The 17,780-nt window shown below is 63.8% G+C and carries 21 protein-coding genes; 13 read left to right on the top strand and 8 right to left on the bottom strand.

Annotated elements, in window-relative coordinates; translation table 11 throughout:
* Window positions 1–9: 9 nt before the first annotated feature.
* The 3 genes from MKZ91_RS19385 to MKZ91_RS19375 all read left to right on the top strand — a co-directional run bounded on the left by MKZ91_RS19385 (window position 10) and on the right by MKZ91_RS19375 (window position 2,598).
* Window positions 10–744 (top strand): substrate-binding periplasmic protein, encoded by a 735-nt coding sequence (locus tag MKZ91_RS19385; RefSeq protein ID WP_336172695.1) that lies wholly within the window; start codon window positions 10–12, stop codon window positions 742–744.
* A gap of 67 nt (window positions 745–811) precedes the next feature.
* Window positions 812–1,531 carry an aminoacyl-tRNA hydrolase gene (gene pth / locus MKZ91_RS19380; protein ID WP_336172694.1) on the top strand — a complete coding sequence of 240 codons (720 nt, stop codon included), beginning with the start codon at window positions 812–814 and terminating at the stop codon, window positions 1,529–1,531.
* 143 nt (window positions 1,532–1,674) lie between these two features.
* The gene (locus MKZ91_RS19375; protein WP_336172728.1) at window positions 1,675–2,598 is read left to right on the top strand and encodes a squalene cyclase; all 924 of its coding nucleotides are present in this window, start codon (window positions 1,675–1,677) and stop codon (window positions 2,596–2,598) included.
* Between the two features lie 55 nt (window positions 2,599–2,653).
* Here MKZ91_RS19375 and MKZ91_RS19370 read toward each other — a convergent pair whose 3' ends face one another.
* Entirely contained in the window at window positions 2,654–3,283 is a 630-nt protein-coding gene (locus MKZ91_RS19370; protein WP_336172693.1) for a TetR/AcrR family transcriptional regulator, read from the bottom strand.
* 123 nt (window positions 3,284–3,406) lie between these two features.
* On the opposite strand from MKZ91_RS19370, the gene MKZ91_RS19365 reads away from it, so the two are divergent.
* Together MKZ91_RS19365 and MKZ91_RS19360 are read left to right on the top strand one after the other, a co-directional pair.
* On the top strand, window positions 3,407–3,967 hold the full coding sequence (locus MKZ91_RS19365) for a GFA family protein (protein WP_336172692.1): 561 nt from the start codon (window positions 3,407–3,409) through the stop codon (window positions 3,965–3,967).
* On the top strand, window positions 3,951–4,253 hold the full coding sequence (locus MKZ91_RS19360) for a DUF6958 family protein (protein WP_336172691.1): 303 nt from the start codon (window positions 3,951–3,953) through the stop codon (window positions 4,251–4,253). Before MKZ91_RS19365 ends, MKZ91_RS19360 begins: the two co-directional genes overlap by 17 nt.
* 72 nt (window positions 4,254–4,325) lie before the next feature.
* Here MKZ91_RS19360 and clpS read toward each other — a convergent pair whose 3' ends face one another.
* Together clpS and MKZ91_RS19350 are read right to left on the bottom strand one after the other, a co-directional pair.
* Window positions 4,326–4,637 (bottom strand): ATP-dependent Clp protease adapter ClpS, encoded by a 312-nt coding sequence (gene clpS, locus MKZ91_RS19355; RefSeq protein ID WP_336172690.1) that lies wholly within the window; start codon window positions 4,635–4,637, stop codon window positions 4,326–4,328.
* A gap of 109 nt (window positions 4,638–4,746) precedes the next feature.
* Window positions 4,747–5,322, bottom strand: coding sequence for a hypothetical protein (locus MKZ91_RS19350; protein ID WP_336172689.1), 576 nt, complete (start codon window positions 5,320–5,322; stop codon window positions 4,747–4,749).
* Window positions 5,323–5,513: 191 nt separating this feature from the next.
* Here MKZ91_RS19350 and ychF point away from each other — a divergent pair, with 191 nt between their 5' ends.
* Window positions 5,514–6,617, top strand: a complete 1,104-nt coding sequence (ychF, locus tag MKZ91_RS19345) for a redox-regulated ATPase YchF (RefSeq protein WP_336172688.1) — start codon at window positions 5,514–5,516, stop codon at window positions 6,615–6,617.
* Between the two features lie 85 nt (window positions 6,618–6,702).
* Here the strand turns inward: ychF and MKZ91_RS19340 are convergent, their stop codons facing one another.
* Window positions 6,703–7,809, bottom strand: coding sequence for a hypothetical protein (locus MKZ91_RS19340; protein WP_336172687.1), 1,107 nt, complete (start codon window positions 7,807–7,809; stop codon window positions 6,703–6,705).
* Window positions 7,810–7,999: 190 nt separating this feature from the next.
* Between MKZ91_RS19340 and MKZ91_RS19335 the strand changes: the two genes are divergently transcribed.
* The 3 genes from MKZ91_RS19335 to MKZ91_RS19325 all read left to right on the top strand — a co-directional run bounded on the left by MKZ91_RS19335 (window position 8,000) and on the right by MKZ91_RS19325 (window position 9,308).
* Window positions 8,000–8,452 (top strand): MaoC family dehydratase, encoded by a 453-nt coding sequence (locus MKZ91_RS19335; RefSeq protein WP_336172727.1) that lies wholly within the window; start codon window positions 8,000–8,002, stop codon window positions 8,450–8,452.
* A complete protein-coding gene (locus tag MKZ91_RS19330; protein ID WP_336172686.1) occupies window positions 8,452–8,922 on the top strand; it encodes a MaoC family dehydratase in 471 nt (156 codons plus the stop codon). The genes MKZ91_RS19335 and MKZ91_RS19330 overlap by 1 nt, the downstream gene beginning before the upstream one ends.
* Before the next feature lie 173 nt (window positions 8,923–9,095).
* Window positions 9,096–9,308: a hypothetical protein gene (locus MKZ91_RS19325; RefSeq protein ID WP_336172685.1), complete on the top strand. Its 213-nt coding sequence runs from the start codon at window positions 9,096–9,098 to the stop codon at window positions 9,306–9,308.
* Window positions 9,309–9,393: 85 nt separating this feature from the next.
* Here MKZ91_RS19325 and MKZ91_RS19320 read toward each other — a convergent pair whose 3' ends face one another.
* Window positions 9,394–9,939, bottom strand: a complete 546-nt coding sequence (locus tag MKZ91_RS19320; protein ID WP_336172684.1) for an adenine phosphoribosyltransferase — start codon at window positions 9,937–9,939, stop codon at window positions 9,394–9,396.
* Between the two features lie 198 nt (window positions 9,940–10,137).
* On the opposite strand from MKZ91_RS19320, the gene MKZ91_RS19315 reads away from it, so the two are divergent.
* Window positions 10,138–10,323, top strand: a complete 186-nt coding sequence (locus MKZ91_RS19315; RefSeq protein WP_336172683.1) for a DUF1059 domain-containing protein — start codon at window positions 10,138–10,140, stop codon at window positions 10,321–10,323.
* Between the two features lie 24 nt (window positions 10,324–10,347).
* On the opposite strand, the gene MKZ91_RS19310 is transcribed toward MKZ91_RS19315, so the two are convergent.
* Genes MKZ91_RS19310 through MKZ91_RS19300 form a run of 3 tightly spaced genes read right to left on the bottom strand, consistent with a single transcriptional unit; the run spans window position 10,348 to window position 12,856 of the window.
* Window positions 10,348–11,607 carry a CCA tRNA nucleotidyltransferase gene (locus MKZ91_RS19310; RefSeq protein WP_336172682.1) on the bottom strand — a complete coding sequence of 420 codons (1,260 nt, stop codon included), beginning with the start codon at window positions 11,605–11,607 and terminating at the stop codon, window positions 10,348–10,350.
* The gene (locus MKZ91_RS19305) at window positions 11,604–12,236 is read right to left on the bottom strand and encodes a CoA pyrophosphatase (protein ID WP_336172681.1); all 633 of its coding nucleotides are present in this window, start codon (window positions 12,234–12,236) and stop codon (window positions 11,604–11,606) included. Before MKZ91_RS19305 ends, MKZ91_RS19310 begins: the two co-directional genes overlap by 4 nt.
* Window positions 12,233–12,856 carry a DUF1285 domain-containing protein gene (locus tag MKZ91_RS19300; RefSeq protein ID WP_336172680.1) on the bottom strand — a complete coding sequence of 208 codons (624 nt, stop codon included), beginning with the start codon at window positions 12,854–12,856 and terminating at the stop codon, window positions 12,233–12,235. Before MKZ91_RS19300 ends, MKZ91_RS19305 begins: the two co-directional genes overlap by 4 nt.
* 171 nt (window positions 12,857–13,027) lie before the next feature.
* On the opposite strand from MKZ91_RS19300, the gene MKZ91_RS19295 reads away from it, so the two are divergent.
* Genes MKZ91_RS19295 through MKZ91_RS19285 form a run of 3 tightly spaced genes read left to right on the top strand, consistent with a single transcriptional unit; the run spans window position 13,028 to window position 17,772 of the window.
* Window positions 13,028–14,041, top strand: a complete 1,014-nt coding sequence (locus MKZ91_RS19295) for an AAA family ATPase (RefSeq protein WP_336172679.1) — start codon at window positions 13,028–13,030, stop codon at window positions 14,039–14,041.
* Between the two features lie 3 nt (window positions 14,042–14,044).
* On the top strand, window positions 14,045–14,965 hold the full coding sequence (locus MKZ91_RS19290) for a DUF58 domain-containing protein (protein ID WP_336172678.1): 921 nt from the start codon (window positions 14,045–14,047) through the stop codon (window positions 14,963–14,965).
* Window positions 14,962–17,772 (top strand): DUF4159 domain-containing protein, encoded by a 2,811-nt coding sequence (locus MKZ91_RS19285; protein ID WP_336172677.1) that lies wholly within the window; start codon window positions 14,962–14,964, stop codon window positions 17,770–17,772. Before MKZ91_RS19290 ends, MKZ91_RS19285 begins: the two co-directional genes overlap by 4 nt.
* Window positions 17,773–17,780 lie beyond the last annotated feature (8 nt).

Raw genomic sequence — 17,780 nt, 5'->3', positions numbered from 1 at the left:
GAAACGGACGTGAAGGCGCTGACGCTGGCATTATTTCTCGGTCTCTCCGCGACGGCCGACGCTCAGACGATCAAGTTCGTGACCGAGGAATATCCGCCCTACAATTTTTCCACCGAGAATGGCCCGAGTGGTGCTGCCGTCGATCAGGTCAAGCGGATCATGGAGCGCTTGGACCGGCCTTACACAATCGAGGTCCTGCCCTGGGCTCGCGCCTTCATGCTGGCTGAAACCGATCCGGCCTACTGCGTCTTTACGACCGGTCACGACGCCGAGCGCGACAAGAAGTTCCACTGGGTCGAGCCGCTGTTGATCGACCACATGATCATGGTTCGCCATGCCGGCTCGAACATCGCGCCGCAATCGCTCGAGGATGCCCGCCGATTCACCATCGGGACCCAGCGCGAGGACTTCTCCGCATCCTATCTGCGCGAGCACGCGTTTCCGAAGATCGACTATGCGGCGAGCCTCGACTCGAGCCTGAAGAAGCTGATCGCCGGGCGCGTCGATCTGCTGATGACGTCCGAGAAGACCTTCCAGAGCATGCGCGCCGAGGGCAAGCCGGTGGAGGCCGCGCTGGTGCTTGAGGGCAAGCTCTACGGCATTGCCTGCCACCGCGACATGCCGCGCGACGTCATCGCTCGCATGCAGCATGAACTTGACCGTCTGATCGGCAACGGCACCCAGGACGCGATCTTCAAGCAGTATGGTCTGACGCCGAATGCCAGCCTGCAGGCGGAGAAATAGGCGTTGACTTCCGGCAGGTGCGATGTCTTTGGATGGCACCAACCCGAAATCATGAACGCGTAGCACCATGTTGATCATCGCAGGACTTGGCAATCCAGGTTCGAAATATGCCGCCAACCGGCACAATATCGGCTTCATGGCCGTCGACGTCATTCATCGCCGGCACGGCTTTTCTTCCTGGTCGAAGAAGTTCAAGGCCGAGATCGCCGAGGGCGAGATCGCCGGCGAACGCGTGCTGTTGATCAAGCCGCAGACCTATATGAACCTGTCCGGCGAGTCCGTCGGCGAGGCCATGCGCTTTTACAAGCTGCAGCCGAAGGACATCACCGTCATCTATGACGAGCTCGACCTGCCGGCCGCCAAGGCGCGCATCAAGGTCGGCGGCGGCCATGGCGGCCACAACGGCATCAAGTCGATCGATGCCCATTGCGGCAAGGACTATCGCCGCCTGCGGCTTGGCATCGGCCATCCTGGCGTCAAGGACCTCGTGCACGCCCACGTGCTCGGCGACTTCGCCAAGGCCGACCAGGCCTGGCTGGTGCCGCTGCTCGACGCCATCGCCGACAATGCCGACATGCTGGTGCGCGGCGAGGATTCCCAACTCCTCAACAAGATCGCGCTCGCAACCGGCGGCAAGCCGGAGGCGGAAAAGCCCGAGGCCCCGAAGAAGCAGGGCGCCCAGTCGCATATCCATCAGGCGCGCAATTCCGCCCAACCGAAGAAGCTTCCAGCAACCGGTCCGATGGCCGACATGCTGAAGAAGATGTTCGGCTCCAAGAGCGACTGACTTTCCATTTCCAGGAGGCGCACTAGTTTGCGACTGGCTGGCCTTGAGGACCGGCCCGTCCACGCGAGCCTGGAGCACGCCCCGTGACCGACCCGGTGATTGACTGGCTTCTCGCTTCGGATCCGTCGATCCGCTGGCAGGTCATGCGCGACCTGCTCGACGCTCCCGAGCCTGAATGGCGGGCCGAAAGGGCGAAGGTGGAGACCGAAGGCTGGGGTGCACGGCTTCTTTCCCATCAGGACGCCGACGGGCAATGGGACGGCGGCGCCTTCATCCCTGCCGATTTCGATGAGCACGAATGGTCGGAGCGCGGCCAGCCCTGGACCGCGACATGCTTTTCACTGTCGCAGCTCCGGGAATTCGGTCTCGACCCCTCAACGGAACGCGCCAGGCGAACGGTCGCACTGATCGGCGCCAATTCCCGTTGGGACGAAGGTGGCCAACCCTATTGGCAGGGCGAGATCGAAGAGTGCATCAACGGCCGGACGGTCGCTGACGGCGCCTATTTCGGCGTCGACGTCACACCGATCGTCGAAAGGCTCGTCAACGAGCGCCAGGGCGACGGTGGCTGGAACTGCGAGCGCATCAACGGCTCAACCTGTTCGTCCTTCGCCAGCACCATCAACGTGCTCGAAGGATTGCTGGAGTTCGAGAAAGCAACTGGCGGCACGCAGCACTCGCGCCAAGCACGCCGGACCGGCGAGGACTATTTGCTCAAGCGTCGCCTCTTTCATCGTCTGGGCACCGGCGAGCCCGCGGACAAGCGCTTCCTGTGCCTCTGCCATCCGAGCCGCTGGCATTACGACATCCTGCGCGCGCTCGACTATTTTCGCGCGTCGGCACTGTTGACCGGCGCCAAGCCCGATCCGCGCCTCGGCGACGCGATCGATCATCTTTGTTCGCGCCGCCTGGAGAATGGCACCTGGCCGCTGGACTGGAGCCCGCGCGGGCGGGTGTGGTTTGCCGTCGACGACGGGCCGGACAAACCCTCCGAGTGGATCACACTCAAGGCGATGCGGGTGCTCAGGTGGTGGAATGCGTCGTCCTCAGCAGACACGGCACCCTGACGTCCGCCGCGATGCCGCCCGGGAAGCGCCCGCAAACGCCGACCGAATTGAACGGCTAAACCGCCCTGTGGGCCGCAAGGAAGATCCGGACGGCTTCCTTTGCGTGAGCCTGCAATGTCTCCGGCGCCGGGATGGCGCCGTCGCCCAGAAGCATCGCGTCGTTCACCGGCCCGCCCATGACCAGCCAGTTGAAGAAGGCGCCGGCCACATGCGTATCCTGCACCTTGAGGTCCCCCTTTTCACTGTAGCGGGCAAAGGCGGCCGCGAGCCGCTTGATCGACCGCATCGGCCCGCGCTCGTGCAGCGCCTGGCCAAGCTCAGGAAATCGCTCAACCTCAGCAATCACCAGACGCCGCACCTGCATCAGTCGCGGCGTCATCACGATCGTCAGCAGCTGGGTGGCGTAATCGAGTAGGAACGCTTCTATCGGCTCGTCGCCAATCGGATCGGCAACCTGTTCCTGGAACTCGTCTCCGGCCCCGCCGGTCATGCTGCGCACGACTTCCAGAAACAGCGCCTCCTTGCTCTGGAAATGCGCATAGACGGTCTGTTTCGACACCTCGGCGGTCGCCGCGATCTCGTCCATGTTTGTGCCGAGAAAGCCGTGCTTGAGGAAAAGATCGCTGGCCGCCGCCACGATCTGCTTGCGGGTGCGCTCCATGCGCGTCTTTGCGCCATTGCTCAATCCTGTTCCCTGCCCTTCCCGCACATCGTCAAATCACCGGCGAGACAGGATAGGCCAGCTGGATTGACAAATCAAACTGGACGGTACAGTCTAGTTAGCGAGATGACATCGGAGAAAGAGGTCATGACCAAACCGCATGGAAAAGTTCGGATCGCCGCTTGCCGCTGCGGGCAGGTCGCGCTTGAAGCCGTCGGCGAACCGATCGTCGGCGCCGCCTGCTACTGCACCAGTTGCCGCGCCGCCGGCGAGCAGATCGAGGCGTTGCCAGAAGCCTCGCCGGTGCTGGAGGCCGACGGCTCGACACGCTTTGCGCTCTACCGGAAGGACAGACTTCGTTGCATCCGCGGCAGCGACCTGCTCGCGGCACACCGGTTGACGCCCAAGGCGACGACGCGCAGGGTGATCGCGCGCTGCTGCAACGCCGCCATGTTCCTGGAGTTCAAGGGCGGCCATTGGCTGAGCGTCTACAATCAGCGTTTCGAGCCCGGCGATCAGCCGCCGCTGGAAATGCGAACCATGACAAGGGACCGCAGGCCCGGTGTGGAATTCACCGACGCCCTGCCGAGCTACAACACCCATTCCGGCCGGTTCATGTGGCGGCTTTTGACCGCCTGGGCTGCCATGGGCTTCCGCGCACCCAGGATCGACTATGTGAAAGGCGAGATGAATGGCGTCTCCGGCTGACAAGATCGAGATCGAGAACATCGTCTCGCCGGGCCATAGCTACCGGGTCGACAGGACGAAGTACGAGGCGATGCGGGACGCCCTGCTTGCGGTGCTGCCAAAGGCTGCCCCCGGGCTCACGGTCGCCGAAGCCAAGGAGCGCCTCCTGCCGCTGTTGCCGCAGAGCCTTTTCCCGGAAGGGGCAAAAGCCGGCTGGTGGCTGAAGGCCGTCCAGCTCGACCTTGAAGCCAAGGGCACGATTGCGCGCGAGGCAACGAAGCCGCTGCGCTTGCACAAGAACACATAGGCGTCTCCGGCAATTGTTCAGAAAAGGTCTCACGTCCGGACGGGCGCAAGGCAAGGCAGGGTCGCACGCCCCCTATTCCTCGGGCTCGGTCGTAAAGAGCAGCGGGAAGCCCGCCTCCTTGGCGAGATCCGTCGCCGCCTTGGCCTTGGTTTCCGCAATGTCGCGCGCGCAGACGACGACAACGGACGTGCCCATCTTGTGCGCCGTCATCATCACCCGGTAACTGGCCTCTTCGCTCATTCGAAAGACAGACTTCAACACGCCGACGACGAATTCGCGCGGCGTATAGTCGTCGTTGAGCAGCATGACCTTGTAAAGCTTCGGCCGTTCGAGCTTCGGCTTGACCTTCACTTTGACTTTTCTGGCAACCTCGTTGTCACTCATCGGAATTCACCCCGTTGATGACAGAATGGGCGGCACGACCGCGAGCCGCACTATCCTACGGGCGAGCGCATCGATCAAGCAAAAGCAGCTTTCTCAGCGCTGCCGCAGGTCAGTCATTCCCCCGATGGCCGACGAACATCTTGGTCGCCGCGTCATAGGAACGTGCCCGCTCTAGCGCCACCTCCGCCGTCTGCTTGCGCGCCAGCAGCGCGTGGAAAAAGCAATGCACGAATAGCGGCGCGTCGGTGCCCTCCGGCGAGCCATCAGGGGCAATGTAAAGGGCAGCGTCACCCTTCAGGGCAAAGGCGTCGCCATAGGCTTTGCCGCCGGTTTCGCAACAGGTACTGAGGACGATCTTGCCCTTGAGCTTCGCGTGTTCGGCGACGACCGGCGGCGGCAGGCTGCCCTCGACCAGCATCGACGTGTCGATCTCGTCGATGTAATCGCCGAAGACGAAACCATTTTCGTCGCCGTGGCCGCAGATGATGAGATATTGGTGCACGCTTTCACCGGCGCCGATCAGGGTCAGAAAATCCTCAGGCGTTCCCGGCAGATGCAGGGTGACGACAGCGCCGAGGCTCTCCAGCATGGAGCGGATCAGCAGCGCTTCTAGCGTGTCACCGATATCGACGACGGCGACCGGCACGCGCGGAAACATGAACTTCTGGTCGATCAACTCCGCCATTCCCGCTCACTCTCATTCTTCACTGCCACAGCTACTTGCGACACATTTCGCAGCGCATATGCAGCCCACACGCCGTGCGTTCAACGGGCGGAGCCCCTTATTTACCGTGAACGGGGTGTCCGCCCTTGACCGGGAAGCGCCCTTCCCGCATAGCCACGCCAACGGAATTTTTAAGATACGGACGAGACCCCATGGGCTTCAAATGCGGTATTGTCGGACTGCCGAATGTCGGCAAGTCCACCCTCTTCAACGCGCTGACCAAGACGGCGGCCGCCCAGGCGGCGAACTACCCGTTCTGCACCATCGAGCCGAATACCGGCGAAGTGGCGGTGCCGGATCCACGCATGCGCAAGCTTGCCGACATCGCAAAGTCGAAGGAAATCATCCCGACGCGCATCTCCTTCGTCGACATCGCCGGCCTGGTGCGCGGCGCGTCGAAGGGCGAAGGCCTCGGCAACCAGTTCCTCGCCAACATCCGCGAAGTGGACGCCGTCGTGCACGTGCTGCGCTGCTTCGAGGATGACGACATCACCCACGTCGAAGGCCGCATCAACCCGGTCGCCGACGCCGAGACGATCGAGACCGAGCTGATGCTCGCCGACCTCGAAAGCCTGGAGCGCCGCACCGAGCAGACCCGCAAGCGCGCCGTCGGCAAGGACAAGGATTCCATGGCGCAGCTTCCGATCATGGAAGCTTCGCTGAAGCTCCTGCAGGACGGCAAGCCGGTCCGCACGCTGCTGTCGACGCTCGACGCCGAAGAACTGCGCATCCTCCAGGGCCTCAACCTCCTGACCGCCCACCCGGTTCTCTACGTCTGCAACGTCGCGGAAAGCGATGCGGTCGACGGCAACGAGCACACCCGCTCCGTCGCCGAAATGGCCAAGGCGCAAGGCGCTGAGAGCGTTGTGATCTCGGCTGCAATCGAATCCGAAGTGGCGCAGCTGCCGGAAGACGAATCCAAGGAGTTCCTCGGCGCGCTCGGTCTGGAAGAAGCCGGTCTCGACCGCCTGATCCGCGCCGGCTACAAGCTGCTCGACCTCATCACCTACTTCACCGTCGGCCCGAAGGAAACCCGCGCCTGGACGATCCAGCGCGGCACCAAGGCACCGCAGGCCGCCGGCGTCATCCACACCGATTTCGAGCGCGGCTTCATCCGCGCCAATACGATCGCCTACGAAGACTACATCGCGCTCGGTGGCGAAACCGGTGCCAAGGAAGCCGGCAAGGCGCGTGACGAAGGCAAGGAATACGTCGTCCAGGACGGCGACGTCATCCACTTCCGCTTCAACACGTAAGGCGCGCTCTGATCCGGCGCCTGAGGCGCGGGATCAGCAGGCCAGGACGCGCTGCAGCAGTGCAGCGCGCATCAAGATCCCGATGTTACGGCGCGGCATGCAACCGCGCCGTCATCGTTTCCGGAAGCAGGTCGATGACAATACGGCGCAGCTTCTGCCAGAAGATGCCGATGAACAGCACGGTGGCGCCGACGGCCGCGAAGGCGACGAAGACGTAGCTGTCGAGCGAAGCGTCCGCCTGGCTGAGCATGGTCCAGATCGCCCCCCCGAGAGACAACAGCCCCGACGTGACGAAGGCGCGGCGGTCGATGACGAGCCCGACCAGCATGAACAGCGCGACGATCAGGATGGCGGCAGTCGCCTGGCCGAACCCGGCCTGTCCATCCCACCAGGTCCCGCCACCATTGGTCAGGAAGACCAGTCCCATCAGTGAATAGAGCAGCGCCGGAGCCGCAGCCAGATGCAGCCAGAAGGCCGTATCCGAGCGCGTCGTTACACGCTGAGGATCCGAGACGTCATAGCGCATGGCAACCGCAAAGACGCTGAGCGCGCCGACAAGCAAGGTGAGTGGCAAAAGCATAAAGCCGTTGTCGTTGGCAATGTCGATCCCCAGGCTCTTTTCAAGGGCCGCAAGGACCGCGACCACGGCGACCAGGGCAATCGAGAGGACCAGGCCGGCTAATGCCAGCGGAACGCGGTAGCGCCAGTAGAACAAGGCGAGCGGGATCGGAAACGCCGACAGATAAGCGAGCGCATAGATCAGCGGCTTCCAGGTATCGGCCTGATCGCTGACGAAATGCAGCAACGTCGTCCCGACCCAATGTACAAGCGCAAGCGTCAAAGCCACCGAAGGCAAGGCCAATCGCTGGCGGCGCACGAGAATTTCCGCAAGCACGAGAATGACCGGCAGCGTGATGATCGGACCACCCAGGCCCCACAGGCCGATGAGGACGACGACGACACCGATCGTGATCAGGATATCGTGAAAGCCTCGGATGAAACGGGGCTGCTCGCTGTCCTCGGCCGTTTGACCATCCAGTGCGGCATCAGCCTTGTCGGCAGCGATATCAGCGGGTACGGGGCCGAAGCCAAAGCCGCGTTCGGCAAGATAGGCTTCGAGATCGCCCACCTGATGGGCGGAGATGATCCCCTTATCGGCAGCGCGTGCGAGCGCTCTGTTCAGTTCGGTCACGGTTGCTCCTCAAAAGGCGCCGGCGAATGCGACGCCGAGACAGGTGGTTGCATGAAGATCCGGCAGGCGCAACCTGGAAATTGCCTCGACCCCGGTCCAAAAACCTGCGGGGCCGGCCCGCGCAATTCGATTCCGATTTGGAAAAGAATGCAGTACGTAATGCGGCGGCAATCAGATGGGACAAATGCGCATGCTGTATTTCGAGGATTTTTCCGAAGGGCGACGTTTCGAATACCAACCGGTCGAGTTGAAGCCGGCGACAATGATCGCCTTTGCCAGCGAGTTCGACCAGCAGCCGATGCATCTCGATGAAGAGGCCGGAAAACGCAGCATTCTCGGTGGTCTTGCCGCCTCTGGCTGGCACACCAGCGCCATCGGCATGCGCATGATGCTCGACGCTTTCATGGGCGATTCGTCATCGCAAGGATCGCCCGGCATCGACTTCATGGACTGGAAGAAACCGGTTATCGCCGGCGACGTTCTTTCCGGCTTCAGCCTCGTTGTCGAAGCCCGGAGGTCGAAGTCGCGCCCCGGTCTCGGCATCGTCAAGTTCCGCAACGAACTCATGAACCAACGCGGCGAGCCGGTCACGGTCTCCGAGTGCTCGGTTCTCTTTCGTTGCCGCGAGAAGGAACAAGGCTGATGATGACGATGGAAGAATTCTACGCCGGGCACAAAAAGACCGTCATCGGCAGCCTGGCCTTCACGCCACACGATATCATCCGCTTTGCCCGCGACTTCGATCCGCAGCCCTTCCATCTCGATGAGGAAGCGGCACGGCATTCGCTCTTCGGCGGCCTTTGTGCATCCGGTTGGCACACTTGCGCCGGGTGGATGCAATGTTTCGTCCGCTTCTGGAAGAACGAGCAGCGGCGTCTCGCGGCCGAGGGGCTGCGTGCGCCCAACCTCGGCCCCTCCCCGGGATTTCGCGATCTCAGGTGGCTCAAGCCGGTCTATGCCGGCGACACCATCACCTATTCCGTCACCTTCCTCGAAAGCCGGACGCTCGCCTCCAAGCCTGGCTGGCGCATCAACACAATCCTGTGCGAGGGCGAAAACCAGCATGGTGAACCGGTCATCCGCTTCGAGAGCAAGGTGATCGAGTTCGTGTAACGAGCCGCACATCGGCCCGAAAATCGGGCCGATCGTTCCAAAGCCCCTTAATCCCCGCGTGTTTTGCGCGTAAAATTCGAGATGAGACAAAGCGCGTTGGCGCTCTCGCGCGCCCGTGAACAACGCCGCTTTGCGTCAAGGAAAACGGGAGTGGGAAAACGGGAGTGCTGACCATGGAAAAGACCCACGTCTGCGAATTGGCGGATGCCTATTTGCGTCTCGGCGGTCACCGCCGTGTCGTCATCGACGACAATGAGACATCCGTCAGAACCTGGGAATCAGAACCGCCGGAAGCCGAACGGTTCTGGCAGCGGGAAGTGGAGACCCTGCCGCCGGCAACGCAGCGCGAAGTGCAGCTGATGTTGCGGACGATCAATCGCCTCTAGTGCGCTTGGGTTACGACGAAGAAGGATGTTCTGGTTGCGAGAACAGCAGGTGCGGACGCCGCCCGCACCCATGCCTGTTCGAGGATCAGTGCCCTTCGAACTCGATCAGCGTGCGAACATTGACGCCGAGCGCTTCGAGCTTCTTGCGGCCGCCGAGTTCAGGAAGGTCGATGACAAAGCAGGCCGCGACGATTTCCGCGCCCATCTGCTTCAACAGCTTGGTGGCCGCTTCCGCCGTTCCGCCGGTCGCGATCAGGTCGTCTACCAGGATCACCTTCTCGCCCGGCTTGATCGCGTCCTTGTGCATTTCCATTTCATCGACGCCGTATTCCAGGCTGTAGGCGATGCGCACGGTGTCGTGCGGCAGCTTGCCCTTCTTGCGGATCGGCACGAAGCCCGAGGAGAGCTGGTGGGCGATCGCCCCGCCGAGAATGAAGCCACGGGCCTCGATGCCGGCGATCTTGTCCACCTTGGTTCCGGCATAGGGATGCACGAGTTCGTCGATCGCGCGGCGAAATGCGCGCGGGTCACCAAGCAGCGTGGTGATATCCCGGAACATGACACCCGGCTTCGGATAATCAGGAATATTCCGGATGGAGGCGATCAGTTCCGATTGAACGGTGCTCGTCATGGGCAAAAGGCCTTTGCGTCTCTTGTTACCGCAAACCCATAACACCATCGCCGGGCTTGTCGATAATGCTTTCTTATTGCGGCGTCCCCGGAACAATTTGGTCGCACCGGGGGTTGATGCTAGGCTGTGTGCGGTCGCCATGGAGGAATGGACGGCCGCGCTCTCGCATCAAACAATCACACAGGGAAGGAAGCAGCCATGCGCCTGTTTGAATGCGGTTCACTCGTCCCGGGTTGCGAATGGCACACGCGCGCCGACAATGACGCGGAAGTCGTGCGTCGCGTCGTCGAGCACATGCGCCAAACCCACGGCGAAACACTCATCCGCGAAAACATGATCGACAACATCAAGGCCCGGATCGTCGACGAAAGCAAGGCGGCCTGACGGTCTTGCCTGAGCCAGCTTGTTCTAAGCCGGCCGGACCATCGCTTCGAGCCGGGCGAGCAGATTTGCCCGGTCGAGGCTGAAATTGCGCTCGACCCACAGATTTTCAAGCTCGCTGAGGAACTCTCCCACTTTCGGGCCTGCCGGTACCCCCGCCTTGAGCACGTCCGCCCCGTTCACAGGAAAGCCCGGACGCTGCCACGCCTCGGCACGCGCCAGCAGGCGTCGCAAGGAGGCCGTCTCTGAAAGCAACGCCGGATCGCCTTCGGACTTGCGGCGTGCCGTCGCCAGCGCCAGCCGCAGCTTGACCGATATCCCTTCGCTGCCGTGACGATAGAGCAAACGGTCGAGCGCCGCATCGACGGTGGTCGCGGCGATCGCCGGCGCCTTGGCCCAACGGCTGAAGAAGGCGGCCTCGGCCTTCGAAAGGCGCAGACGCTCCGCCATCGCCTCCAGCCGCGCCTCGTCCGGCGGCACGATCGCGGCAAGGCGCATGAGCGGATCCGGCGTCCAGCCGAAAGCCCGTTCCGCAGTAACCAGTTCCGGGATCGCGTCGATGCCCCACTTTTCCGTTTCCGGCAGGATTTCGGTGAGCACGCCGGCCTGGCGCATCCACAGCAGTGCCCGGCCCGGATCGGCGGCCGAAAGCAGCTTCTTGGTTTCCGCCCAGACCCGCTCGGCCGAAAGCGTCGCAAGTTTGGACCTTGCCCTGGCGCAGGCGCGCAGGCCGTCGGCATCCGGCCGGCCATTGCCGTAGTGAGCGAAGAAGCGGAAGAAGCGCAGAATACGCAGATAATCCTCGGCCACGCGCTCGGAAGCGTCACCGATGAAGCGCAAGGTGCGCGTTTCAATGTCGGCGAGCCCGCCGACATCGTCGAACACCTCGCCACGCGCATCGGCATAGAGCGCGTTGATGGTGAAGTCGCGTCGCTCGGCGTCGGCCTTCCAGTCGCCACCGAAGGCGACTTCCGCCCGACGGCCGTCGGTCGAGACGTCGCGGCGCAGTGTCGTCACCTCATAGGGCGTCCCGTCGATGACAAGCGTCACCGTGCCGTGGTCGATGCCCGTCGGCACCACCTTGATGCCTGCCGCCTTGGCCCGCTCGGAAACCTCTTCCGGCCGCCAGGTGGTGGCCATGTCGATATCCCCGGCGGCAAGCCCCATCAGGCTGTTGCGCACCGCGCCACCGACGATCCTGACCTCGCCGCCCTCGACGTTCAGGACCTCGAAGACACGACGCAGAGAGGGCGTAGAGAACCAGCCTTCGCCGGCAACCGAAGTCATGCATAGAGCCTTTCATAGAGCATGCGCAGAATGCCGGCGGTGATACCCCAGATGTTGCGTTCACCATAGGGCATTCGATAAAAATGCCGCTCCTCGCCCTGCCAGTGCCCGCTGCCGCGGGCATGATTGCTGGGATTCATCAGAAACGACAGCGGCACCTCGAAGACGCTTTCGACCTCCTCCGGATTGGGGATGAGTTCGAAACCGGGTTTGACCACGGCCAACACCGGGGTGATGCGAAAGCCCGACATCGCCATGTAGTGCGGCAGGCGCCCGATGGTCTCGACGAAACGCGGATCGAGACCGATCTCCTCCTGCGCTTCGCGCAGTGCCGCCACCTCCACCGAGCGGTCCTCGGGGTCGACGGCGCCGCCGGGAAAGGCGACCTGGCCGGAATGTTTGCGCAGGCTGGCGGTGCGCTGGGTCAGGATCACGGTCGCGTCGTCGCCGTCGTCGACGACAGGCACGAGAACCGCGGCGTCCTTAAGCTTCAGCGTTTCCAGATAGGGCACGATGCCGGGATTGAGCAGGAAATCGCCATGTTCACGCCAGGCCGTATCGATCGGCCCGCCCATCTGGGTCAGCGCACGACGGCGAAACTCGTCGGCAGAGAAAGGATGCGAATTCATCGGGAAAGCGCTTCCAGTTCGGCCGCCGGCATGATCGGGAAAATGGCGCCGGCCGAGCGCACGCAGAACATCTCGACACCATCGACGGCGAGCGTCTCGCCAAGCTCGACGATGTCGTACATGACAGGCCGCGACACCAGCGCCTCCAGCCGCCCGCGCACGAGCAGATACGGCTTCAGTTCCCGGTTCTCGCCGTGGATGACAAAGCGCAGCGGATGTTCGGGCCCGGCTTCGACCACGTCGCCGACATTGGTGCGGAAGGTCAGCACCTGGCCTTGCTCGCCATGGGTCACGCTCATCTCGACGCCAACGAAGGGCGCATCGACGATGCGGATGCCGACCTTTTCCACAGGGGTCACCAGATAGGTGCGGCCATCCTCGTCCTTGCGCAGAACCGTGGAAAACAGCCGGACCAACGGCTGCCGGCCGATCGGCGTGCCCAGATAGAACCACGTGCCGTCGGCGCGGATCTCCATGTCGATGTCACCGCAAAACGGCGGATTCCAGCGATCGACCGGCGGCAGACCTCGCGCCTTTTCGCCCGTCTGACCTGCCGCGCGCGCAATCAGCGCGGCCAATCCGGCGGCATCGCCCGTTTGCTGAATTTCGGCCTCTGCCATCGTTCCGTCCCGTTTGCCCTCGATTTTCGTGTCGAGACCTTTGATATCTCACGAGATAGTGCGTCCGCTGCGACTTGTCAGCCGTCGGCCAGGGTCTAAATTGGAATAAGGCAACTGAAATCCCGGTAAAGGCGATTCGGTTCAACAACGGGCGACCGGGGAGTTACGACCATGACTGTGATGAAGGGCGCGACGGACGCGGTCGACGAGAAGGCGATTGTGGCTGCGGCCGAAAGTGCGCTCGGCGAGATCGCCCGGGTGCGCGCCGAGGTCGGCAAGGTCATCTTCGGCCAGGAAAGCGTGGTCGAACAGACCCTGCTCGCCGTTCTGTCCGGCGGCCACGCGCTGCTCGTCGGCGTACCCGGCCTTGCCAAGACGAAACTCGTCGCCACGCTCGGCACCGTGCTCGGCCTCGATTCCAGCCGTGTGCAGTTCACGCCCGACCTCATGCCTTCCGACATTCTTGGCTCGGAAGTGATGGACCAGGATGCCGCAGGCCACCGCTCGTTCCGCTTCATCCCCGGCCCGATCTTCACGCAATTGCTGATGGCCGACGAAATCAACCGTGCCTCGCCGCGCACGCAGTCGGCGCTGCTGCAGGCGATGCAGGAGTACCACATCACGGTCGCGGGCGCCCGCAAGGACCTTCCGCAGCCCTTCCATGTGCTCGCGACCCAGAACCCGCTGGAGCAGGAAGGTACCTATCCGCTGCCCGAGGCGCAGCTCGACCGCTTCCTGATGCAGGTCGATGTCGGCTATCCCGAGCTTGACGCCGAACGGCAGATCCTGCTCGAGACCACCGGCGTCGGCGAGGCAACCGCCCATCCGGTGATCGATGCCGCGCGCCTCCAGCAGATCCAGAGCCTCATCCGCCAGATGCCGGTTGGCGAGAAGGTGGTCGATGCCATCCTGTCGCTGGTGCGCTCCGCCCGTCCCGGCAACGGCAATGCCGAAACCGACAAGAATGTCGCCTGGGGCCCTGGCCCGCGTGCCGGCCAGGCGCTGATGCTGTGTGCCCGCGCCCGTGCGCTCTATGACGGACGCCTGGCGCCGTCGATCGACGATATCCTGGCGCTTGCCGAGCCCGTCCTCCAGCACCGCATGGCGCTGACCTTCGCCGCCCGCGCCGAGGGCATGACCGTGCGCGACGTCATCGCCGGTCTGGTGAAACAGGCCAGAGGCTAGCGCATGGCCACCGTCGGGCACATAGTCTCGCGTACACCCGCCAATGACGTGCTTTCACGCGCGCAGCAGCGCGCCATGCTCGTGCCCGATTGCCTGGTCGAAGCGCGCCGCATCGCCAACACCGTGATCTCCGGCTGGCACGGCCGGCGCAAGCGCGGCATCGGCGAGAATTTCTGGCAATTCCGGCCCTATTCGGATGGCGAGAGCATGTCGCGCATCGACTGGCGCCGCTCAGCCCGTGACGACCACACCTATGTGCGCGACCGCGAATGGGAAGCCGCGCACACGATCTGGCTGTGGGCCGATCTGTCACCGTCGATGATGTACAAGTCGAAGCTCGGCGCCGTCTCCAAGGAAAGCCGCGCGCTCGTTCTGATGCTGGCGCTTGCCGAAATCCTCGCCCGTTCGGGCGAGCGCATCGGCTGCCCTGGGGTCATGGAGCCGATCTCGGCCCGCAATGCCGCCGAACGGCTGGCAACGGCGATCATGCTCAGCCCGCTGGCCGAGGGCCTGCCTGAGACCGGGATGATCCGCAGCACCAGCGACCTGGTGCTGATCGGCGACTTTCTCGACCCAGCCGAAAAGATCATGGAACGGCTCGGCCCGCTTGCAAGGCGCGGCCTGCGCGGCCACGTCGTCGAAATCGCCGATCCGGCCGAAGAGGTGTTTCCCTATAGCGGCCGAACCGAATTCACCGATCCGGAAACCGGCGAGAAACTGACGGCCGGGCGTGCCGAAGTTCTGCGCGAAGACTATCAGCGCGCCTATACTGGCCGCCGCGACAGTCTCGGCGTGACGCTTCGCCACCTCGGCTGGACCTTTACCCCGCACAGGACCGACCGGCCCGCCTCCGAGGCACTGGTGGCCGTGCACACCTACCTATCCGGCATGCCGGGACGGGCAACTCATGGGGGCCAGCTATGAGCGGCCTGCCCTTCCTGTTCACCAATCCGGCCATCCTTGCCGCACTAGTCGCCCTTCCGGTAATCTGGTGGCTGCTGCGCATGACGCCGCCAAGACCCGCGGCCGAAGTGTTTCCTCCGTTGCGCATCCTCGCCTCGGTGATGAAGCGCGAGGAAACCCCTGCGCAAAGTCCCTGGTGGTTGACGCTTCTGCGCATGCTGATGGCAGCCGCCTTGATTCTGGCGATCGCCGATCCGGTCATGAACCCGCGCCAGAACACCCTTTCGGCAGCAGGCCCGCTGGCGCTCGTCGTCGACAACAGCTGGGCGACGGTCGCCGATTGGGATCAGCGGGTCGAGACCGCCGGCGCACTGATCGACGATGCAGCCGCAAAGGACCTGCCCGTATCGATCGTCTTTACAACCGACCGCCAGCATGACGCGACACCGGCGTCTGCGGCCACCGCACGCGACCGCCTGACGGCGGCGCAGCCGCAGCCACTGCCGTCGGACCGCGGCCGGGCGCTTGCCGCCATGAAGACCGCCCTTTCGGCAACACCGCCCGGAACCCTCGCGTTCCTCAGCGACGGCATCGAGGCTGAGAACGGCCAGACGATGGGTGACATCGCCGATCTCGGCGCTGCCAATGTCCGCCGGATCGAAGGCGACGGCGAAAACGCCATCGCGCTGACATCGGCGACCAACGAAACCGAAGGCATGCGGGTGACTGCATCGAGGCTGCCGCTTGGCGAGCCCCGCGCCTATTATGTGCTTGCCCGCGATATTCGCGGCACGGCAATTGCCGAGGGCGAACTGCGCTTCGCGCCCGGCGCCACCAGCGCCAACGCCCTGCTGCGAGCACCGTTCGAACTGCGCAACGATTTCGCCCGCCTGACGATCGAGGGCCAGGCGACCGCCGGTGGCGTCCGCCTGCTCGACGACGGCAATCGCCGCCGGCGCGTGGCGCTGCTCAGCGGCGAGGTCCGCCAGTCGCAGCCACTGCTGTCGCCGCTCTATTACATCAAGCGGGCGCTCGAACCGCATGCGGACCTGATCGAGCCGCGCGAGGAAGCAGTCGGCAAGGCGATCGCCGAACTTTTGGCCCAGAACCCGTCGATCCTGGTCATGGCTGACGTCGGCCGCTTGCCGGACGAAAGCTATCCGCTGGTGACCCGCTGGCTGGAAAATGGCGGCATGCTGATCCGTTTTGCCGGTCCAAGGCTTGCCGGAGCGCCGGCCGACGACCCGCTCGTTCCCGTCGTGCTCAGGCAGGGCGAGCGCACGCTCGACGGCGCGCTTTCCTGGTCGGAGCCGCAGCCCTTGGCCGACTATCCGCCCACCAGCCCCTTTGCCGGCCTGGAACACCCGCGCGAAGTCCTCGTCAAGCGCCAGGTCTTGGCACAGCCGACACCCGACCTTGTGGAACGGACCTGGGCCAATCTGGCTGACGGCACGCCGCTGGTAACAACGGCAGAACGCGGGCGCGGACGCATCGTGCTTTTCCACGTCAGCGCCGATCCGAACTGGTCGAACCTGCCGATTTCGGGATCGTTCGTCGACATGCTGCGCCGCTCGATCCAGCTTTCGCGCGCCGGCGGCGTTGCCGGCGACCAGGCAAGCAAGGCGCAGACGCTGTCGCCCTACCGACTGCTGAACGCCCGCGGCGAATTGATGAGCGAAGCCGGCAGCGCCCGGCCGCTCGAGATTGCTCCCGGCGTACCCCCGACAGTGTCCGCCGACACGCCGCCCGGCCTTTATGGTTCCGAAGAGGGCTTCGTCGCCAACAACCTCCTGCCCGAAGGCAGCACGCTTGCCCAGATCAGGGGCGCTCTCGTCGGCGAACGGGCCGAAGGGCTGGAGGGTGCGCGCCCGATCTCGATCCGGCCGCATCTCTTCGCGCTTGCCCTGATCCTATTCCTGATCGACGCGCTGATCGTGCTTTACATGACCGGTGCCCTGACCGGGCTTCGCCGTCGCACGGCTGGCAGCGCCGCTGCCGTCGCCCTGCTCCTCTCCTTTGGCCTTGCCGCAACGGCTCCGACGGACAGCTACGCCCAGGACAACCAGCCGAGCGATGAGCAGACGCTGCAAAGGCTGGACACCACCCACCTCGCCTATGTCATCACCGGCGAGACGGAAGTCGACCGGCTCTCCGAGCAGGGGCTGCAAGGACTGACCAACTATTTGACCTACCGCACGGCACTCGAGCCGGGAGCGCCCGTCGGCATCGACCTCGAACAGGACGAACTGGCCTTCTATCCGATCATCTATTGGCCGGTCTCGGCGACGGCGCCGATGCCGAGCAGCCGGGCGATCAGCCGCATCGATGCCTATATGCGCAACGGCGGCACGGTTCTTTTCGACACCCGCGACGAGTTCTCTTCGCTCACCCCGACGGCAGCGGGCGACAGCCCCAACGTCCAGCGCCTGCAGGAAATGTTGAGCGGCCTCGATATCCCGCCGCTGGAGCCGGTGCCCTCCGATCACGTGCTGACGAAGGCTTTCTACCTGCTGTCGAACTTCCCTGGGCGCTATACGGACAGCCAGTTGTGGGTGGAGGCGCAACCTGACGAGAACGAAGAACAGGCCAACCGTCCGGTGCGCGGTGGTGATGGCGTGACACCGATCATGATCACCGGCAACGACTTTGCCGGCGCCTGGGCGGTCGACGCGAACGGCGTGCCGTTACTGCCGACGGTTCCGCCGGACGAAATGCAGCGCGAATTTGCCTACCGGGCCGGCGTCAACATCATGATGTATATGCTGACGGGCAACTACAAGGCCGATCAGGTCCATGTGCCGGACCTCCTCCAGAGGCTTGGGCAGTGAGGACCGAT

Origin of the sequence: Ensifer sp. MJa1, from assembly GCF_037026475.1 — a bacterium.
In the GTDB taxonomy this organism is placed as follows: Bacteria; Pseudomonadota; Alphaproteobacteria; order Rhizobiales; family Rhizobiaceae; genus Ensifer.
This window is presented reverse-complemented; position numbering and strand designations above follow the sequence as displayed.